Source organism: Actinoplanes sp. NPDC051537 (assembly GCF_055586105.1).
In genome coordinates this window covers 19,364-37,806 of sequence record NZ_JBVJIU010000004.1, presented here as the reverse complement: position 1 = coordinate 37,806, position 18,443 = coordinate 19,364, and the positions used below count along the sequence as shown (strand labels likewise).

The following is an 18,443-nucleotide window of genomic DNA, read 5'->3' as shown; positions in this document are numbered from 1 at the left end:
GAATTTGCTCCTCAGGCCGGGTTGTTGGCGTGGGTGAGGGTCTCCCAGGCGACGAAGAGGTTGTCGGTCCCCTGCGGCCGGTGCGACTCGGTGTACTGCTGGGTGTTGGCCATGGCGATGCCGAGGCGGTTGTGCAGCGCGTTGAACGCCACCTCGGTCACCGGCCCGAGGCCCTTGGTGACCTTGCCGCCGCAGATGTTCGCGGGCACGGCCGTCCCGTTCTCGAACTTGGTGTGGAAGCCGAGCGCCTGCCGTTCCCGCTCCCGCAGCGACGGCCAGAGGTCCTCGCCCTGGATGCGGGTGGTCTCGGCGACGTGGCTGATGGCCGAGATGCCGTACCCGGTGTGGGTGAAGTCGCGGCACGACTCCTGGGACAGGCCGTCTACGAACGTGCTCTGCCCCTGCCAGTAGCCGATCAGCTCGCTGGTCGTGTCCACGCTGCCGACCGGTGGGTACTTCGGCTGCGAGCCGTCGGCCGCGATGTAGATGTAGGCGGCGGCGCGCGCCTTGAACCGGGTGATCGCCCGGTCGTAACCGGCACGGTCGTCGAGGAACACCGAGATCCCGACCGCCGCCTCCATCATCGACAGCTCCCAGTTGCCGTTGCTGGAACTTCCGACGATCACGACGGGCAGATAGACCGTACGCAGCATGGTCGCGAACCGGGTCGCGTTCGGCCAGCTGGGGTAGGTGTACTTGATGATCTCCGCCGCCCGGGGCCAGACCGATCCGGCCCACGCGGTCTGCAGCGGGGCATTGCTGTTGGTGTGCGACTTGATCGTGGCCGACCAGGCGTCCATGAGAGCGATGGACTTCTGCGCGTACGCCGCGTTGCCCGTGACGTACCAGGCGAGCGCGTCGGTGTAGGCCGCGATGGCGTCCTCGCGCTCGTCGGTGCAGCCGTTGTTCGGGTTGGAGTAGGAGCCGCACTCGACGGTCGCTCGCGGCTTGGGGGTGCGCGTGAGCGAGGCGTACGAGCTGGCCTTCATCTGGTTGTAGGCGGCGAGCCAGGGCTGGGCGCCGGCCGCGACCCTGCCCTTCACGAAGTCGAGCTGGGCCTGGCTGACCAAGACACCCGGATGACTGAAACTGATCGGTGCGGCGTCGGCGGTCACGAGCCGGACGCCGAAGGCGCCCAACCCCGCGACCAGGGCCGTGAAAGCCGCTAACAGCGCGCGTCTGCGCATGGGGATTCTCCCGGAACTGGGGATGGGGAAAACCGGAAAGTGGGTTAACAGTTCCCGCCCATCAACCATCGGGTCAACCCGATATCGACCGACTTAAGTTTCCCTTAAAGGTTCCGGAACAAGAGAGCGCTCTCCGTCTCGGGATCGGTCCCGTAACCGATTCCATCCGGACAAAAGGTCAGCGAATCCCGGCGATGTCGACCGAGCGCAGGGAGTCCGCCATGTCGTCACGGGTACGTAGGGCCGCGCGCCAGCCGACCACCCGGGCCACGACCGTTTCGCCGTCGGCCCGGGTGGCCTCGACGGTCCACGGCCGGCGGAACAGGACCCGGGCCGCGATCGACACGACCAGCAGGATCAGGACGATCATCAGGTCGAGCGCGAGCAGCAACAGGGGCAGCAGCACCCACCAGAAGAGCGCGGCCGCGGCGATGAACGCGATGAAGATGAGGACGATCGCGGCTATCTCGTCGCCGAGGCTCCAGTCGCCGCCGCCGCCTCCTCCTCCGCCGCTCGTTCCCGCGTCGGCCACCTGGAACGCGCCGTCGACGACCTCGCCCGACCGGCCGCTCCGCTTGGACCGCCAGCCCCCGAACCGCCGCGCCAGCGCTCGCCACCTCGGCGCCCACTGGACCCGGACCTGCCAGCGGCCGCCGTCGGGTGAGGTCACGTCCACGGTTCGCACAGCGACAAGGTAGCGGCCAGGGACAAGGATGTGCCCATGCCCATCGGCCGTCTCCACCACACGATCATCGACTGCCCCGAGCCGGCGCGCCTGGCCGCCTTCTACAGCTCGCTGCTCGGCACGCCCATCACGTACGACGACGGTGACTTCGCCGTGGTCGCCGTGACCGACCGCACGTCGGGCCTGGCGTTTCAGCGCGCGCCCGATCACCGCCCGCCGACGTGGCCCGACCCGGCGGTGCCGCAGCAGATCCACCTCGATGTGATGGTCGACGACCTCGAGGCCGCACATGCGCAGGTGCTGGCGCTGGGGGCGACGGAGCTGGGGGGCGAGCATGTCTACGCCGATCCGGCCGGGCATCCGTTCTGTTTGATCCCGCTCCCGCATTGGGCGCCGCCGGTCGGATGAGGATGCGGCGCCTGTGGACGAGCCGCGGATTTTGTCGTAGGCGGGTGCTTTGCTTTGCCCCCACCCGAAGAGGGTGGGGGTCGGGCGCCGGCGCCTGTGGACGAAACCGCGAAACTGTCGTAGGTCGCTGCTTGACTTCACCCCCACCCGAAAGGGCGGGGGCCGGATGATCGCGGCGGGGTGGCGGCGGACGCTCGGGGCGGGCGCGGACCAGGCGACTTCGCCGGGGCGAGCCGCACGACCGTGGCCGGGCCGCGAGGGGCAAGCCGGCCCATTACGGCGGGCATGCGAGGGCTGACCCGCCCACCACCGCGGGAACGCGTGCGCCGACGATACGACCATGACCGGCACGCGAGAGCGAATTCCGACGACGACCTGCGGCGCGCGTATAGGTAAGCAGAGCAAAGGACGACGGGCGCGAGCGCGCCGGCGACCTGCGGCGCGCGCATAGGTAAGCAGAGCAAAGGACGACGGGCGCGAACACGCCGGCGACCTGCGGCGCGCGCATAGGTAAGCAGAGCAAAGGGCGGCGGGCACGAGCGCGCCGACGACCTGCGGCGCGCGCATAGGTAAGCAGAGCAAAGGACGACGGGCGCGAACGCGCGGGCGAACTGCGGCGCGCGCATAGGTAAGCAGAGCAAAGGACGACGGGCGCGAACGCGCGGGCGAACTGCGGCGCGCGCATAGGTAAGCAGAGCTAAGGGCGGCGGGCGCGAACGCGGGCCGGCCGGTTACGCGGGCGCGGGCCTAACGACCACGACTGGCGTAGACAGTGTCTACCGCGACCTGGTAGACACTGTCTATGCAACCGGGGGACGTTGAGCAACGGCTGGTCGCGGCGGGCGTTGCGCTGCTGGCCGAAGGCGGCACCGATGCCCTCTCGCTGCGGGAGATCGCACGCCGGGCCGGGGTCTCGCACGGGGCGCCGCGGCGGTACTTTCCGACTCATCAAGCGCTGCTCGCGGCGATCGCTCGGCAGGGGTACCGGCGGCTGGCGACGGTCATCGAGGAGACGATCGGGCATCACCCGGCGGAGCCTCGGTCGGCGCTCATGTCGCTCGGCCGGCGGTACGTGGCGTTCGCCAGTGACGAACCGGGGATGTTCGCGCTGATGTTTCGGCACGATCTGCTTCGCGGGAACAACGTCGGGCTCCGGCAGGAGAGCACGCCGCTCTTCGGCGTACTCGTGGATCTGCTGAAGCAGGCGCGCCTGGCGCGGCCGACCGAGAAGGCCGCCGCGCTCTGGGGTGCGCTGCACGGTATCGCGCAGCTCTGGCATTGGGGAACGCTTCAGGTGGTGACCGGTTTTGATTCGCCGGAGCCGCTGCTCGAGGCGGCCGTCGACGCGCACCTGGGAGCCTGACGATGCTGCTCTCCGCGACGCTGCGAGCGGCCCTGGTGCCGCTCTCCCGGATGGCCTTCCGGCCCGAGGTGCACGGCGCGGAGAACGTGCCGCGCACCGGTCCGGTCATCCTCGCGGCCAACCATCTCTCGTTCGTGGACAGCTTCCTGATTCCCCTGATGACCCCGCGCCGGGTGTCCTTCCTGGCCAAGCAGGAGTACTTCGAGAGCGGCGGCGCCAAGCGGTGGGCGATCCGGTCGTTCATGACCGGCATCGATGCGATCCCGGTGCCACGCGGGGGCTACCGGGCGGCGCAGGAGGCGCTCGAGGCGGCGCTGAAGGTGCTCGAGAACGGCGGCGCGTTCGGCATCCACCCCGAGGGCAGCCGGTCGCGGGACGGCCGGCTCTACCGCGGGCGGACCGGCGTCGCCTGGCTCGCGATCGCCTCGGGCGCCCCCGTCGTGCCGGTCGCGCTGAGCGGCACCGAGCGGATCCAGCCGGTGGGCGCCGCGTTCCCCCGGCCGGGCAAGGTCACCGTCCGATTCGGCACACCGCTGACCTTTGCGCCGCCGGCCGGCGACAAGCCGGGACCGGCCCGCCGCCGGGCGACCGACGAGATCATGGCCGCGATCGCCGCCCTCTCCGGCCAGCCGGTCGCGAACGAGTACAACGAGCGGTCGAGCGGCGCGATCTAGAGCCCCAGCACGGGACCGGCGGCCCGAAACAACGTGACATTTCCGAGGATGTCGGTGTTGTCGACAGCCTGGTCGACCGTGCCGGGGATCTTGGGGACACCCTCGCGACGGCCCAGCCGGTCGAGCAGCGATCGCAGCGCCGGAGACGTGATCGGATCGGTCAGCGCCACGGTGAACCGCTCGGCGCCGAGCACCCGGATGTCGCGCGTGTAGAACTGCCGCGGCGCCGGATCGAGCGCCTCGCCCAGCCCCAGCTCGTTGGTCGCGACGGCGAGCCGGGAGGCGGCCATGACCAGCGCCTCCTCCCGCGCGCGCCACGAGGTCGCGCTGAGCGCGCCGGCCAGCAGGGGCGAGAGCGAGGCGGCGATCTTCAGCTCACCGAAGGCGCGGCCGAACCATTTCCCGTACGGTGCCCAGCGCCGTTCCACCAGGAGAGCGATCCGCATCAGCTCCCGCACGAGCCGCGCCGCCAGCACCCGGGAGCCGAGATCGTCCCCGGTCGAGGCGGTGCGGGCCACGAACGCCTCCTCCTGACCGACCTTGAGCCAGCCGGCCGCCAGCGCGTACCGCCAAATGTCGTCCGGGTACCAGGAGATCGACGCCCGCCGGACCGCCAGTTCCCCGTCCGGGTCGTGAAAGACCGCCCCGCGCGTGAGGCTCGCGAAGATCTGGGTCGGCGTCAGCAGCCAGTCCGCGACCGCGACCCCGTCCGCCGGGTCGAAGCCGAGCAGGCCCGCGAAGAACTCGCCGACGGTCTCCCCGTCCCGCGAAAAGGGGTGGAAGACCTGCACCCGGGCCCCGAAGTCGTGGTCGGGCGACACCTCGTCGTCGTAGCCCAGGATCTCCGACCCCGGCCCGAGCAGCGCCGCCGCGTGCCGCACCCCGGCCAGCCCGGGCGCGACCGAGTCGAGGTAGTGCCGCCGCGCGATCTCCATGCCGTTCACCCCGAAGGAGTAGCAGCCACCGGAATCCCGGCGCATCCGGTTTTCGGGGCCGCGCGAGGAGGCGCACCAACAGTGCGTCTTTGGTAGCGAACCGGGGTGAACCGTCAGAACCCCGGTCACTGTGACCGAACCGACAGGCCGACGCCCGTTACGACCGCACAAGGCAGAGGTCATGAACAACACTTCGCGCACGTTCCTCCGGCGCCTGGCGATGGCCGTGGCGACGCCCGCCGTCCTGCTGAGCCTGGCGGGCGCCGGGACGCCGGCCGAAGCGGGACCGGCCGAAGCGGGACCGGCCGCAGCGGGACCGGCCGAGGCGCGACCGGTCGCCGAGGAGTTCCGGCCCGTCCGGATCATGCCACTCGGCGACTCGATCACCTGGGGCGTCGGCTCGGCGGCCGGCAACTCGTACCGCACCGACCTCTACTGGCGGCTGGCCGACGCCGGCATCCCCGTCGACTTCGTCGGCTCGATGCGCTCGGGCCAGTCCCCCGACCCCGACAACGAGGGCCACAAGGGCTGGACGATCGCGCAGATCGCCGAGCACGTGGACGACTGGATGGCCACCTACGAGCCGGACGTGGTGCTGCTGCACATCGGCACCAACGACATGGTGCGCGGGGTCGGCGACGCGCCGCTCCAGCTCGACGCGCTGCTCGACCGGATCGCCGCCGATCGGCCCGGCGTCCAGGTCTTCGTCGCCAAGATCGTCGGGCTCGCCGACTACCTCGACACGGCGACCCAGCAGCAGCGCACGGCGGCCTACAACGCGTCGATCGGCGAGATCGTCGACGAGAAGGGCCCGAACTTCCACCTCGTCGACCAGAGCGGCGTGCACGGCATCGACATGTGGAACCGCGAGCACCCCAACGACTACGGCTACCGCAAGATGGCCTGGAACTGGTACCGCGCGCTGCGCCCGGTGCTGGGTGAGGACCGGGTCTGGCCGGCGTCGGAGAACCCGTACGCCGCGCGGTACGGCACGCGCTGCATCCAGCGCTCGACCCTGGGCTCGGCGGTCCAGGGCTGCCACACCTGGGTCCGCGTGACCGCGACGGCGTGGCGGCTCCCGGTGCAGTCCAAGCGGCTCTATCGGGTCAAGATCAAGGGCAAGACCGTGACGCGCGTACGGGTGACGACGCGCTGGATCACCGCAGGCTGACGATTCCGCCACCCCGCGCCGAGATCGTCGCCGACGATGGAGGCATGGGTCGGCTGGTGCGTGTCGAGGGGCTGGTTCCGGTCGCCGGGGTGGTCGCGTTCCTGCTGCTCTTCGGCCTGCTCGGCGGCCCCGGCGACCCGTCGCCGGTCGCGCCCTGGGTCGGCGCCGGGGTGCTGCTCGCGCCGGCTCTGATGGCGTACGCGCACCGCGGCGCCGCGGCCTGGGCGGGCCTGCTCGCCGCCGTGGTCTGGACGTCGCTCGCCCATAACGCCGCCGCGGCCCTGGTCGGCTGGGCGTACGCGCTGGTCGCCGTCGCGCTGACCCGCCGCGACCGCTCCCCCGTCACCGCCCCGGTCCCCCGCCGCCAGCCGCCTGCCCCGACGGCCACCACTCGACCCCGATCGTCCGGGCGCCGCGGCGACCCCGGTCTCCCGCACGTGGCCCTGCCCGCCGAGGTGGGCGGGTTCGCGCTGCTCGTCCTGGCGATGGCCGGCCTGGTCGCGGTGCTCGCCCGTTACGCCGGCCCGGCCTGGCTGACCGCGGTGATCGGCGGCTTCGGCCTCGGCTGCGCCCTGCTGGCCCGCGCCGTCGCGCACCGCGCCGAGCTGCGCAAGCTGTTCGGCACCGCCCAGCCGATGCACGCGGTGCGGGTCGTCGAGCAGACCGGCTACGTCCACGTCCTGATGCCGCACCCGGGCGGGCTGATCGCCAAGGAGTTCGCGTTCGACGTGGCCGAGCCCGGCCTGCCCGACGAGGACGAGCCGCGGACCCGGCCCGGCACCCTCTACGGCGAGCCGCGCCCCGGCGCCTGGTGCACGGTCGAGGTCGAGGGCCGGCTGCACGTGCCGGTCGGTCCCGTCGGCGACGTGATCGAGGTGGCCTACGACGTGGTGCAGGGCCTGCCCCGGGAGATCGAGGACGACGAGGAGCAGCTGGTCGACCCGGCCGCGCTGCTGCCCTCGGACCGCCGGGCGGACGCGTTCGAGTGCCGCGAGCACCGCATCGCCCCGCAGCGGGCGTGGGCGGCGACGGCGGCGATCGGCTTCGGCGGCGCGCTGGCGGCCGGCGAGCTGGCCCGCCTGGCCGGCGTCGCCCCGGCCGGGCTCGGCGCGGTGGCCGCGGTCGCGGCGGCGGCCGGCTTCGAGTTCGGCTGGCGCACCCAGCTGCGTCCCCGCCTGCGCTGGCACGCGGGCGGCGTGGCGGCGATCGGCTTCCGCGGCCCCGACCGCCAGCCGTGGGCGACCGACAGCGCCGTGGTCCACGACGACGCCGGAACCGTGCTGCTCACCGCCGGCGAGTCGGTGCTGACCGTGCCGGTCCCGCCGCCGTGGCCGTCCGCCGACAGCCAGCGAAGCGCCGACCAGCTGGTGGCCGCCCTGCGCGATGCCCGCAGCCAGTCGTTCGAGCTCAGCCCGCTGCCCCCGCCCCCGTCCATCGAGATGCCGCGCCGGCCGTTGACCCTCTACGCGGCGTGGCTGGTGTCGGTCGTGCTCACCGTGCTCATCCTGGGGTGATCCGCAGCTCGGCGGAGATCTGAAACAGAACACGCGTAGCGTACGAACGTGGATCTGAACACCGTCGCCGAAGTGATCAGCCCCGCCGCGGCCGGGCAGTGGCGGCCCGGCGACGCGTGGCTGGGCGGCGGGACGGTGCTGTTCGCCGAGCCGCGGCCGCACGTGGCCCGGCTTCTCGACCTCGCCGCGGCCGGATGGCCGGCGCTCACCATGCGCGAGGACGGCATGGAGGTCGCCGCCACCTGCACCATCGCCGAGCTCGCGGCCAGCGGTTACGACATCGTCGAGAAGTGCTGCCACGCGTTCCTGGCCTCGTTCAAGATCTGGAACGTGGCCACCGTGGGCGGGAACCTGTGCGCGGCGCTGCCGGCCGGGCCGATGATCGCGCTGGGGGCGGCGCTGGGCGGGAGCTGCCTCATCCTGGGGCCGGAGAACGGGCGCCGGGAGGTGCCGGTGAGCGAGTTCGTGACCGGCGAGGGCACGACCTGCCTGCGCGACGGGGAGCTGCTCCGATCCGTACACCTGCCGGGTTTGTCGCTTTTGTCGCCGACGGCCTACCGGCAGGCGTCCCTGCACGCGCACGGCCGGTCCGGCGTCCTGGTCATCGGCCGCCGCGACGGCGAGGGCCTGCACATCACGATCACCGCGGCCACCAAGCGGCCCTACGTCCTGGAGTTCCGGGACATGCCGTCGCCCGAGGTCGTCCAGATCGCCCTGAGCGAGCGCGTCCCGGATGACGCCTACGTGCAGGACGTGCACGGGCTGCCCTCGTGGCGCCGGCACATGACCAGGCTCTACGCCGAGGAGGTCCGGCGGGAGTTGGCCGGATGAGGATCAACGGCTCGCCCCACGCCCGGGCGCCCCGCCCGGGTCAGTGCCTGCGCACCTATCTGCGCGAGGAGGGCTGCTTCGGCGTCAAGAAGGGCTGCGACACCGGGGACTGCGGCGCCTGCACGGTGCACGTCGACGGCGTACCCGTGCATTCCTGCGTCTATCCCGCCTTCCGCGCCGCCGACCGCAGCGTCACCACCATCGAGGGTCTCGCCGGGCCGGACCGGCTGCACCCCGCCCAGCAGGCGTTCCTCGACGCCCAGGCGTTCCAGTGCGGCTTCTGCACGGCCGGTCTGATCATGACGACGGCCGCGCTCCGGGCGGACCAGCGCGACGATCTCCCCCGCACGTTCAAGGGCAACCTCTGCCGATGTACGGGATACCGCGCCGTCGCCGACGCGCTGGCCGGCGTGGTCAACACCGCCGCGCCGCCGCCCGGCGAGGCGGTCGGCGCGAACCTGGGCGCCCCGGCCGGCCCCGACGTCGTCACCGGCCGGGCCCGGTACACGTTCGACGTCGACGTGCCCGGCGTCCTGCACATGAAGGTGCTGCGCTCGCCGCACCCGCACGCCCGGATCGTGGCGATCTCCGTCGAGGCGGCGCTGTCGCTCCCCGGCGTCGAGGCCGTTCTCACCCACGCCGACGCCCCGGCCGCCCTCTTCTCCACCGCCATGCACGAGAAGGCGGCCGAGGACCCGGCCGACACCCGCGTGCTCGACGACGTCGTCCGCTACACCGGGCAGCGGGTGGCCGCCGTGGTCGCGACCTCGGAGGCGGCGGCCGAGGCCGGATGCCGCGCGCTCACGGTCGAGTACGAGGTGCTCCCCGCCGTGCTCGACCCGGCCGCGGCCATGGAGCCGGGCGCGCCGCGCGTGCACCGCCCGGGCAACGTCGTCGGCGAGCTGCACGGCGAGCTCGGGGACGTGGAGGCGGGCTTCGCGGCCGCCGACGCGGTCTACCAGGAGACGTTCTCGACGACCCGGGTGCAGCACGCGAGCCTGGAGACGCACGGCGCGGTCGGCTGGCTCGACGACGACGGCCGGCTCGTGATCCGCACCAGCTCGCAGACGCCGTTCCTGACCCGGCGCGCGCTCGCCGCCCTCTACGACCTGCCGCCGGAGAAGGTGCGCGTCTTCACCGGGCGGGTCGGCGGTGGCTTCGGCGGCAAGCAGGAGATGCTGGTCGAGGACCTGGTGGCGCTCGCGGTGCTGCGGCTGGGACGGCCGGTCAAGCTGGAGTACACCCGGGCCGAGCAGTTCACCTCGGCGACGACCCGGCATCCGTTCACGGTGACCATGAAGGCCGGGGCGCGGCGGGACGGGACACTCACGGCGCTGCAACTCGAGGTGGTCGCGGACACCGGCGCGTACGGGAACCATGGCCCTTCGGTGATGTATCACGGTTGCCACGAGTCGCTGGCCGTCTACCGGTGCGCGAACAAGAAGACGGACGCGTTCTCGGTCTACACGAACACGGTGCCGGCCGGGGCCTTCCGGGGTTACGGGCTCGGGCAGGTGACGTTCGCGGTCGAGTCGGTGCTGGACGAGCTGGCCCGGCAGCTGGCCATCGACCCCGTCGACATGCGGTTGCGCAACGTCGTGCGGGCCGGCGAGCCGCTCCTCGCGCCCGGCGACCACGTCGACGACCTGTCGATCGCTTCTTACGGCCTGGACCAGTGCCTGGGGCACATCCGCGCGGCCGCCGCCACTCCCCCGCCCGTCGCCTCCTCGCCCGCCCCCACCCCCTCCCCGCCCGACATTTCCTATTTGTCGGTCATTCCCGAAGGGTGGCTGGTCGGGGACGGCATGGCGATCGCGATGATCGCGGCGGGGCCGCCCGGCGGGCACTACGCCGACGCGACGGCCACCCTGCTGGCGGACGGAAGCTTCGAGATCGCGGTCGGGACGGCCGAGTTCGGCAACGGCAGCACGACCGTGCACGCCCAGATCGCCGCCGACGCGCTGCGCACCACGCCCGACCGCATCCGGGTGCGGCAGTCCGACACCGACGTGGTGCGGCACGACACCGGGGCGTTCGCCTCGACCGGGGTGGTCGTGGCCGGGCGGGCCGTGCTCGACGCCGCCACCGGGCTGCGGGACAAGATCGTGGCCGCGGCCGGCGGGGACTGGCCGTCGTCGCTGGTGGAGCTCGCGGCCCGGCACCGGCTGACGGCGTCGGGGCATTTCGACGGGTCGCCGCGGTCGGTGGCGTTCAACGCGCAGTGGTTCCGGGTGGCGGTCGATCCCGCGACCGGCGAGCTGCGCATCCTGCGGAGCGTGCACAGCGCCGACGCCGGCACGGTGATGAACCCGCTGCAGTGCCGCGGCCAGGTCGAGGGCGGCGTGGCCCAGGCGCTCGGCGCGACGCTGGCCGAGCACGTCGACATCGGCCCGAACGGCGAGGTGACGACGACCGGGTTCCGGCAGTACCACCTGCCGACGTTCGCGGACACGCCGCGTACGGAGGTCCTGTTCGCCGACACCGACGACGCGATCGGCCCGCTCGGCGCGAAGTCGATGAGCGAGAGCCCCTTCAACCCGGTGGCGCCGGCGCTGGCCAACGCGCTGCGCGACGCGACCGGGGTGCGCTTCACGGCGCTGCCGTTCACCCGGGACCGCATCTGGGAAGAACTGCAGCGGGCCGGTATTTTCGGCACATGAGAACGGTGAGCCGCCGGTTCGCGCTCTGGCGGGCCGACCTCGACGGCGGCGTGTGCGCGGTGCCCGAGGAGTGCGTGGCCTCGCTGCGCTCCCGGGCCGAGGTCGCGGTCACGCTCGAGCACCGCACCTACGGCCTCACCGCGGCCCGCGCGGTCTTCGGCTCGGCCCTCGTCGAGGACGTCGAATGGCAGCTAACCGGCGTCGAGTGGCCCGGCGACCTGCGCCCCGGCACGCTGGTCACGGTCTCGTGGCAGCCGGCCAAGGACGAGATCGTCATCCGCACGGCCGCCCTCGAGGAGCCGATCCGCGTCGACGGCCTCGACTACTACCACGAGTACGACCCGAAGGTCGTGACCCGCTCGTTCGAGGCCGGCCGGTCCAACCGCGGCCGGGTCCTGCACGCCGTCCGCCGCCGCGGCCGCGTCCTGGAGGACGGCAGCGCCGTGCTGCCGGCCGACGCCGTGCCCGCGCTGGCCGGCCTGGGCCGCGGCGCGAAGGGCAAGTTCCTCCTCGACAACGCCGTCGACCAGCTCATCCGGGAGGGATTCCTGACCCGGGTCCCCGGCAGCCTCGACGCCACCGGCTACGCGACCTTCCCCGCGGTCGAGGGCCAGAAGCCGGCCGAGATGCTGTTCTACGCCCCCCTGGTCGAGGAGGGCATGTACCCCGGCGAGGACGAGAACGACCCCGACCGGGCCGATCACCTGGTCAACGGCTTCGTCCGCCGGCTGCCCCCGGGCGCGCACGCCTCCGAGCGGCAGCTGACCCTGCACCAGCAGGCGGTCGAGGAGGACGAGATCGACGCCGACCCGCTCGAGCCCGGCTACACGTACGTGAAGAAGCACCACCGCGCTACCTGAGGTGGGCTGCCGGGCATCCTTGTAGCACACTGCACACATGCGGGTGCGGTCCGTCAAGAAGTGGTGGCGCCTCGCGGTGCGGCCGTGGACGGTACGCTACCGAACCCTCATCGTCGTCGCCGGGCCGGTGGCCGGCGCGCTTCTCGGCGTCGTCACCAACCTGCTCACGGGAACCTGGGACTGGTGGCTCTTCACCGCCATGCTGATCCTGATCGTCGTGCTCACGCTCCAGGCGGTCCTCATCGAGGCCGGGGAACCTCCCGTTCGGCGCCTGTCCCCGAATACGCTCAGCACCGCGTTGCGGCGATTCGAGGGATCCCTGTTCGGTCGCGGACGCCCGTTCGACGAGCTCGTGCACGCCTTGCACAGCAACGAGGGCAAACGCATCCACGTCATCCATGGCCTCACCGGCACCGGTACCACCGCCCTGGCGAGCCGCGTCGGCATGCGCGCCGAGAACAACGGCATCGCGGTCTTCTGGGTCGACGGGTCGCAGGCCACGACGCTGCACGGCGGTCTCGAGCAGCTCGGCGCCCGCGTCGCCCGGCTGACCGGCGAGGAGAACGGGTCCGGTCCGCTTGACGTCGACGCACTGTGGGATCGACTGAGGCGGATGGCGGAACGGCAGTCGTGGCTGCTGATCATCGATGGGCTCGACGATGTTCAACTGCTCGGTACCCAGGCCGAGCTCAAGTCGCTGCACGGCCGGCTTCAGGTCCCGCCGCCCGGATGCACCGTCATCATCACGACCATCGACGGCCGATCGGTGCATTTCTCGCCGGCGGAGGTGCGGTTCCGCCGTCTGCGGGGTCTGGCCCCCGCGGCGGGCGGTCGGATGCTGGTGGACAATGCGCGAGACGCAGGCTCCCTGCTTGACGCCGGGCGATTGAGCGAACGACTCGGCGGAAACGCGATGGCACTGTTCTTCGCGGGCCAATATCTCGCGGTGGCGGCGAAGGATCGCGTGGAACCGTCGACCTTCGCCGGGTATCGCGAGGCGATCGGGTCGCCGTCCTGGTGGGAGCGGCTGACCGCGAGGTCAGGTCATCTGTGGCCGGTCGTCGCGGCCTGGGAGCGGTCGCTGGACCGGATCGAGGCCGAACATCCGAAGGCCGGTCTGCTTCTCGGTGTGATCGCGTGCGTCAGTCCGGAGCCGATACCCCGCGTCATGATCGAGGATCAGGCGCTACGGGAGTCGAATCTCTTCGGGCGCGCCTTTCAGCTGTGGAGAGTCCTGGAACGACTGGCCGACTTCGGGATGGTCGAGTTGATCGGCGACGGCGACGAGCAGATCGTGATCGTTCATCCGCTTGTCCAGGCCTTGATCCGCCGGCGGCGTGAAGTCCGGCGCAGCGCTCCCTCGGTGCGCCGGCTCGCGGAGCGATTCAAGTCCTTTCCGGAGGATCGCGCGCCCGAGCCGCTCCGGAGCGCCGTCCGCCGAGCTCGGGTCGTCGACGTGCCGGACGACGACCAGCCCGAGGAATCGTGGTGGGACCGGTTCGATCCGGGGCCTTCGAGCCCGGCCGCCCCTCACCCGTATGCGCCGGAAGATCTCCCGCATTCCCGGCCGGCACCGCCGGACAACCCCGGCTCCGCGTCCGTGCCGTCGCCGGCGGCTGCCGAACCGCCGAGACCGCATCCGGCCACTCCGTGGGTGGCGACGCCGGACGCCGACCTCGCACCGGCGGCCCCGGAGCAGCCCGCTCCGCGGCCGCCCCACCACTTCATGCCTACGCCGACAGCCGGTCCGGTGCCGGCGGCCGAGCGGGGTTCGGTTCCCTATCCGCCCGCGCAAGCGGGCCCGCCACCGCCACCGTCGCTCGTGGCAACACGGCTACCGAGGCCCGACGACTTCGACTTCCGCCTTCCCACACCACCGATGGATACACCGCTTGACCGGCGAGTGCCGCCCCCGGCAGCCGAACGGCCCGAATCGCCGTCGGTCGATCCCGCGGACGGCCCGTGGATCGGCGGGCCCGGGGACTGGTGATGACGGTCAACCCGTCAACGGCGGCAGCAGGGCGGCGATCGCGGCGTGGCCGGCGGCGTTCGGGTGGTCGCCGTCGGGAGCCAGCAGGTCCGTCGGGTCCTGGGCGCCGTCGTCGCCGTGGAAGGCCTCGGCGGTGGAGATGTAGGCGGCGCCGGGGGTGGTGGCCGCCTGCTGCAGGGCCTTGTTGACCAGGGCGGTGGCGGTGGCGGCGTCGCGGACGCCGTCGGGGCCGTAGGCGGCCTTGCCGACGTCGCCGTCCTCGACGACGTTCCAGTAGCCGAGGACGACGACCGGGATCGGGCGGACCCTTTGGATGGCGGCCACCGTGGCGGCCACGTCGGACCGGACGCCGGCGGCGACCGCGGGGTACCGCGACGGTGACGAGAAGACGGCGCCGATGTCGTTGGCGCCGGTCATGATGACGACCTCGGCCGCGCCGGCGAGGACGTCGCGCTCGGCGGGCAGGGCCGCGCGCACGTCGGCGGCGGTGGAGCCGGGCTCGGCGAGGTTGACGTCGGTGGCGTGCTGCTCCCGCGCGTACAGCTCGGGGAAGGGATCGCAGCCGCACGCCGTGCCGGCCGGGACCGAATCGCCGAGGGTGACCACCGTGCGCAGGACGACCGGCGCCGACGTGGGCGCCTCGAGGGCGCAGGCGGCCAGCAGCAGCACCGCGAGCAAGGGGAAGGCGCGCCGCAGGAGCCGGCGCGGGCCAGGTGGGCGGGAAGGCACGAGCGGGAACGCGCGCCTCACGTGACCGGCCGGGCCAGGTGGGCGGAGAGCCAGTCGAACGACGGGGGCTCCATGCGCAGCCAGACCGCGTCGCTGTGGCCGCCGTGGGCGACCGTCGCCGTGGTCAGCGACAGCGGCCGGTGGCAGAGCGCGGCGAGGTGGCGCTGGTCGCGCGAGGACTCGCGGTCGTCGGCGGCCCAGCCCAGCCACAGCGCGGCGGCCGGCTGCGGCAGGTGGCGCAGGCGCCAGGCCGGGTTGTTCGTCGTGTTCTCCGAGCCGTCGCCGACCTTGATGCCGGGGGCCGCATAGCCGGCGAGGCTGGCCGCCGCCGCATATTGCGCCGAGTGGCGGAGCAGCAGGTTCGTCGCGCAGAACGCGCCGGCCGAGTAGCCGGTCAGGCCCCAGGCCGCCCGGTCGGTGCGGACCCGCCAGTGCGCGCGGGCGTAAGCGGGCACGTCCACGGTCAGGAACGTCTCGGACTGCACGCTGCCCTTGAGGTTGGTGCACTCGGTGTCGAGCAGGTGCCAGGTCGTCTGGTACGGGAAGAGCACCACGGTCGGCGCCATCCGGCCGGCGGCGATCTCGTCGTCCAGGGTGGACTGCACGTGCAGCCGGCGCAGCCAGGTGATCGGCGAGCCGGGATAGCCGTGCAGCGCCTCGATCACCGGGAAGCGGTCGTCGCCGGTGCGGTAGGCGGCGGGCAGGTAGACGAACATCGTCAGGGTGAGCTTGCTGGCCTTGCCGGCGACGTGGACGGTGAGCATGCGGCTGCCGGTGGTGCTGGCCGGCGGCGCGGCCTCGGCCGCCGACGGGTATGTCTCCGTCAGCCGGTTGACCTGGAGGGCGGCCGTGGCGACGACGCTCAGCACGGCCAGCAGGACGAGCCCGGAGCGGCCGGGCGCGCGCAGCCTGTTCCACCCCAGGGCCAGCAGCACGGCGGTCGCGAGCACGCCGGTCAGGGCCAGCGCGAGCGGCAGGACGCCGTCGGGGCTCACGACGGCAGCCTCAGGGGCGCGGCCAGGGCGGGCGGCAGGTCGGCCGGTGACCGGTCGCGGGTGGCGAGCCCGGGCGGCGCGGCGGCCACGAACGCGGCGCCGAGCGGGCCGCCGCCCACCACGTCCCACCCGGTGGCGGCGACCCGCAGGTCGTGGCGGAGCGCGGACGGGAGGCCGAGCAGGGCGGCCGCGGTCGTGCCCGGCGTCGGCGTCACGCGGACGAGCACCGCGTCGGCGACGTGCGGCGGGGGCACGCCGAGCGCGAGCACGACCGGGAAGGTCACGGTGGGCCGTGCCGCGTAGCCGGCCGGGAGCGTCACGGTCGGCGGCGCGGCCAGGCGCCACGCGCCGAGATCGTGCGGGCGCCACGCGAACGGGCCCGGCGGGAGGTGGTCGTCGAGCAGGCCGGCATGCACGGCCGTGGTGGTCGCGACCGTGCCGGTGTCGCCGCGCAGCGCCTGCCACGACGGGTAGAACTCCTCCTGCCGGTTGACCACCAGGCCGACGGCGAGGACGGTCAGCGCCTCCAGCAGCAGCACGCTCAGCGTGCGGGTGACCGGGCGCAGCCGGGCGCCGCGCGGCCACAGCCAGACCGTGGCGGCGGCGACCGCGACGACGACGGCGCCCGCGAGGGCGAGGAGCGGCCGGCCGGTGAGGCTCACGCCGGCACCTCGGCGCGGGGCAGGCGCAACCGCGGCAGTTGCGGCGTCGGCAGGAACGCCTCGGCGGTCATCGCCGCGACCGCGATGCGCGGCAGGTCGCGGGCGGCCGGGAAGCACAGGTAACGCGGGGTCCAGGTCGGGAGGTACTTCGCGTTGGACCGGTAGAGCGACTCGATCTGCCAGAGCCGGGACGCGGCCCGCAGCAGCCGGTGCCACAGGCGCAGGACCGGACCGGCGCCGAGCTCCTCGGCCCGGGCGAAGACCGAGCGCAGGACCGCGAAATTGAGCGACACCCGCCGTACGCCCAAGGAGGAAGCCTGCTCCAGGACGGCCGTGACCATCAGCTCGGTGAGGCCGTTGTCGGCCGTGCGGTCGCCGCGCATGAGGTCGAGCGAGAGCCCGTCGGCGCCCCACGGCACGAACTGCAGCAGCCCGCGCAGCCGGCCCTCGACGTCGTGGCAGAGCACCAGCAGGCAGTCGGCGTCGCGCGGGTCGCCGAATCGGGACAGGGCCATCGAGAAGCCGCGCTCGACCGGCCCGTCGCGGAACAGGTCGGCGGCCCGGATCGCGCCGGCCAGCTCGGTGGCGCTCAGGTCGCGCTGCCGCACCACCCGGCACGTGTAGCCGGCCCGCCGCATGCGGTTGACCGCCTGCCGCACGCCGCGCATCGGCCGGCCGCCGAGCGAGAACGCGCCGGTCTCCACGATCGCCTCGTCGCCCAGCTCGACAACATCAAGACCCGCTTTCCGGTACGCCTTTCCGGCGGCATTGCCACAGCCCAGCACCGCCGGCGTCCAGCCGTGCCGGTCGGCGTCGCGCAGCCAGGCGCCGATCGCCTCGGGCCAGGCCGACTCGGGGCCGATCGGGTCGCCGGCGGCCAGGCTCACGCCGTTGACCACCCGGTAGGCCACCACCGACGCGTTGTTGGGCGCCCAGATCAGCGACTTGTCGGCGCGCAGCGCGAAATAGCCGAGCGAGTCGGCGCTCCCGTACCGCCGGAGAAGCTCGCGCAGACGCTCCTCGCCCTCGCTCTCCCGGACCGGCCGGCGCGAGCCGGGCCGCAGCAGCAGGAACAACGCCGCCCCGACCGCGAGCAGGCCGCACGCGCCCGTCGTGTAGGCCACCAGGTCGGCCGCGAACCGGCGCTCGAACTCGACCGGGCCGTCGATGCCGATCAGGCCGAGCGCCGATTCCCGGGCCCAGTCGGCGACGCCCGGCGTGCCGACGAGATGGTCGGCCCGGATGCCGACCTCGATGAAGCCGAGCACGAAGCCGGCCGTGGCGAAGCCGGTCAGCGCGGTGATCGCCCGCCAGCGGTTGGCCGGGTCGGCGATCGTGGTGAACCGGTCGTGGGTGGCGAGCAGCATGATAAGCAGTACGCCGCTGACCCCGGCGGCCTCGAAGTCGAGGGCCTTGACCAGGTGCAGCAGCACCGAGGCGGCGGCCAGGCCGGTCGCGACCTGCCAGGCGCGGCGCTTGCCGCGGCGCAGGCCGGCGCCCAGGTAGACCAGCAGCATGCCGATCACGACGGTGCCGGCGCGGGCGGACAGCGCGCCCGCGGCCGGGACGAACTCCATGGCCGTGAGCATGCGGCCGTGTCGCGGCGGCGCGATGGCGGTGACGACGTCGAACACTCCCGCGAGCTGGACGAGGCGGGCGATCGTGCGCCGGGAGAGCGGGGGTCGCTCCAGCCGGGGTGGCATCATGCGGCCATCTTCTATGCGCCCGCTGAGTGGCGGCTGCGGCCTGGCTGTGGGTTTTCTCAGCGACCAGGCTCAG

Annotated in this window: 16 protein-coding genes; 9 read left to right on the top strand and 7 right to left on the bottom strand. The window is 73.0% G+C overall.

Going from position 1 to position 18,443, the window contains the following annotated elements; translation table 11 throughout:
- Positions 1–11: 11 nt before the first annotated feature.
- On the bottom strand, positions 12–1,187 hold the full coding sequence (locus tag ACZ6TB_RS09890; RefSeq protein WP_465552630.1) for an alginate lyase family protein: 1,176 nt from the start codon (positions 1,185–1,187) through the stop codon (positions 12–14).
- Positions 1,188–1,365: 178 nt separating this feature from the next.
- On the bottom strand, positions 1,366–1,872 hold the full coding sequence (locus ACZ6TB_RS09885) for a hypothetical protein (protein WP_465552628.1): 507 nt from the start codon (positions 1,870–1,872) through the stop codon (positions 1,366–1,368).
- A gap of 36 nt (positions 1,873–1,908) precedes the next feature.
- On the opposite strand from ACZ6TB_RS09885, the gene ACZ6TB_RS09880 reads away from it, so the two are divergent.
- The 3 genes from ACZ6TB_RS09880 (at position 1,909) to ACZ6TB_RS09870 (ending at position 4,317) form a co-directional block, all read left to right on the top strand.
- A complete protein-coding gene (locus ACZ6TB_RS09880; protein ID WP_465552626.1) occupies positions 1,909–2,280 on the top strand; it encodes a VOC family protein in 372 nt (123 codons plus the stop codon).
- Between the two features lie 802 nt (positions 2,281–3,082).
- Positions 3,083–3,643 carry a TetR/AcrR family transcriptional regulator gene (locus tag ACZ6TB_RS09875; protein WP_465552624.1) on the top strand — a complete coding sequence of 187 codons (561 nt, stop codon included), beginning with the start codon at positions 3,083–3,085 and terminating at the stop codon, positions 3,641–3,643.
- 2 nt (positions 3,644–3,645) lie between these two features.
- Positions 3,646–4,317, top strand: a complete 672-nt coding sequence (locus ACZ6TB_RS09870) for a lysophospholipid acyltransferase family protein (protein WP_465552622.1) — start codon at positions 3,646–3,648, stop codon at positions 4,315–4,317.
- Here ACZ6TB_RS09870 and ACZ6TB_RS09865 read toward each other — a convergent pair.
- Positions 4,314–5,252, bottom strand: coding sequence for a DUF4037 domain-containing protein (locus ACZ6TB_RS09865; RefSeq protein WP_465552620.1), 939 nt, complete (start codon positions 5,250–5,252; stop codon positions 4,314–4,316). The genes ACZ6TB_RS09870 and ACZ6TB_RS09865 overlap by 4 nt on opposite strands.
- 181 nt (positions 5,253–5,433) lie before the next feature.
- Here ACZ6TB_RS09865 and ACZ6TB_RS09860 point away from each other — a divergent pair, with 181 nt between their 5' ends.
- From ACZ6TB_RS09860 to ACZ6TB_RS09835, 6 genes are read left to right on the top strand one after another with little or no spacing between them, the layout of a single operon-like run.
- Positions 5,434–6,423 (top strand): SGNH/GDSL hydrolase family protein, encoded by a 990-nt coding sequence (locus ACZ6TB_RS09860; protein ID WP_465552618.1) that lies wholly within the window; start codon positions 5,434–5,436, stop codon positions 6,421–6,423.
- 44 nt (positions 6,424–6,467) lie between these two features.
- Positions 6,468–7,937, top strand: coding sequence for a hypothetical protein (locus tag ACZ6TB_RS09855; RefSeq protein WP_465552616.1), 1,470 nt, complete (start codon positions 6,468–6,470; stop codon positions 7,935–7,937).
- 48 nt (positions 7,938–7,985) lie between these two features.
- Positions 7,986–8,768 carry an FAD binding domain-containing protein gene (locus ACZ6TB_RS09850; RefSeq protein ID WP_465552614.1) on the top strand — a complete coding sequence of 261 codons (783 nt, stop codon included), beginning with the start codon at positions 7,986–7,988 and terminating at the stop codon, positions 8,766–8,768.
- A complete protein-coding gene (locus ACZ6TB_RS09845; RefSeq protein WP_465552612.1) occupies positions 8,765–11,428 on the top strand; it encodes a molybdopterin-dependent oxidoreductase in 2,664 nt (887 codons plus the stop codon). The genes ACZ6TB_RS09850 and ACZ6TB_RS09845 overlap by 4 nt, the downstream gene beginning before the upstream one ends.
- The gene (locus ACZ6TB_RS09840) at positions 11,425–12,288 is read left to right on the top strand and encodes a hypothetical protein (RefSeq protein ID WP_465552610.1); all 864 of its coding nucleotides are present in this window, start codon (positions 11,425–11,427) and stop codon (positions 12,286–12,288) included. The genes ACZ6TB_RS09845 and ACZ6TB_RS09840 overlap by 4 nt, the downstream gene beginning before the upstream one ends.
- 37 nt (positions 12,289–12,325) lie before the next feature.
- Positions 12,326–14,278, top strand: a complete 1,953-nt coding sequence (locus ACZ6TB_RS09835; protein ID WP_465552608.1) for a hypothetical protein — start codon at positions 12,326–12,328, stop codon at positions 14,276–14,278.
- 6 nt (positions 14,279–14,284) lie between these two features.
- On the opposite strand, the gene ACZ6TB_RS09830 is transcribed toward ACZ6TB_RS09835, so the two are convergent.
- The 4 genes from ACZ6TB_RS09830 to ACZ6TB_RS09815 all read right to left on the bottom strand — a co-directional run bounded on the left by ACZ6TB_RS09830 (position 14,285) and on the right by ACZ6TB_RS09815 (position 18,370).
- Positions 14,285–14,947, bottom strand: coding sequence for an SGNH/GDSL hydrolase family protein (locus tag ACZ6TB_RS09830; protein WP_465552606.1), 663 nt, complete (start codon positions 14,945–14,947; stop codon positions 14,285–14,287).
- A 77-nt stretch (positions 14,948–15,024) separates the two neighbouring features.
- On the bottom strand, positions 15,025–16,002 hold the full coding sequence (locus ACZ6TB_RS09825; RefSeq protein ID WP_465552604.1) for an alpha/beta hydrolase: 978 nt from the start codon (positions 16,000–16,002) through the stop codon (positions 15,025–15,027).
- Positions 15,999–16,664, bottom strand: coding sequence for a hypothetical protein (locus tag ACZ6TB_RS09820; RefSeq protein ID WP_465552602.1), 666 nt, complete (start codon positions 16,662–16,664; stop codon positions 15,999–16,001). The genes ACZ6TB_RS09825 and ACZ6TB_RS09820 overlap by 4 nt, the downstream gene beginning before the upstream one ends.
- Positions 16,661–18,370 carry a phosphatidylglycerol lysyltransferase domain-containing protein gene (locus tag ACZ6TB_RS09815; RefSeq protein ID WP_465552600.1) on the bottom strand — a complete coding sequence of 570 codons (1,710 nt, stop codon included), beginning with the start codon at positions 18,368–18,370 and terminating at the stop codon, positions 16,661–16,663. The genes ACZ6TB_RS09820 and ACZ6TB_RS09815 overlap by 4 nt, the downstream gene beginning before the upstream one ends.
- Between the last annotated feature and the right edge of the window lie 73 nt (positions 18,371–18,443).

Excerpts from the sequence above, each read along its gene's own strand:
- ACZ6TB_RS09840 (WP_465552610.1), top strand. The coding sequence starts at position 11,425 with ATGAGAACGGTGAGCCGCCGGTTCGCGCTCTGGCGGGCCGACCTCGAC.
- ACZ6TB_RS09845 (WP_465552612.1), top strand. The coding sequence starts at position 8,765 with ATGAGGATCAACGGCTCGCCCCACGCCCGGGCGCCCCGCCCGGGTCAG.
- ACZ6TB_RS09855 (WP_465552616.1), top strand. The coding sequence starts at position 6,468 with ATGGGTCGGCTGGTGCGTGTCGAGGGGCTGGTTCCGGTCGCCGGGGTG.
- ACZ6TB_RS09860 (WP_465552618.1), top strand. The coding sequence starts at position 5,434 with ATGAACAACACTTCGCGCACGTTCCTCCGGCGCCTGGCGATGGCCGTG.
- ACZ6TB_RS09865 (WP_465552620.1), bottom strand. The coding sequence starts at position 5,252 with ATGGAGATCGCGCGGCGGCACTACCTCGACTCGGTCGCGCCCGGGCTG.
- ACZ6TB_RS09870 (WP_465552622.1), top strand. The coding sequence starts at position 3,646 with ATGCTGCTCTCCGCGACGCTGCGAGCGGCCCTGGTGCCGCTCTCCCGG.
- ACZ6TB_RS09890 (WP_465552630.1), bottom strand. The coding sequence starts at position 1,187 with ATGCGCAGACGCGCGCTGTTAGCGGCTTTCACGGCCCTGGTCGCGGGG.
- ACZ6TB_RS09815 (WP_465552600.1), bottom strand. The coding sequence starts at position 18,370 with ATGATGCCACCCCGGCTGGAGCGACCCCCGCTCTCCCGGCGCACGATC.
- ACZ6TB_RS09880 (WP_465552626.1), top strand. The coding sequence starts at position 1,909 with ATGCCCATCGGCCGTCTCCACCACACGATCATCGACTGCCCCGAGCCG.
- ACZ6TB_RS09875 (WP_465552624.1), top strand. The coding sequence starts at position 3,083 with ATGCAACCGGGGGACGTTGAGCAACGGCTGGTCGCGGCGGGCGTTGCG.
- ACZ6TB_RS09835 (WP_465552608.1), top strand. The coding sequence starts at position 12,326 with ATGCGGGTGCGGTCCGTCAAGAAGTGGTGGCGCCTCGCGGTGCGGCCG.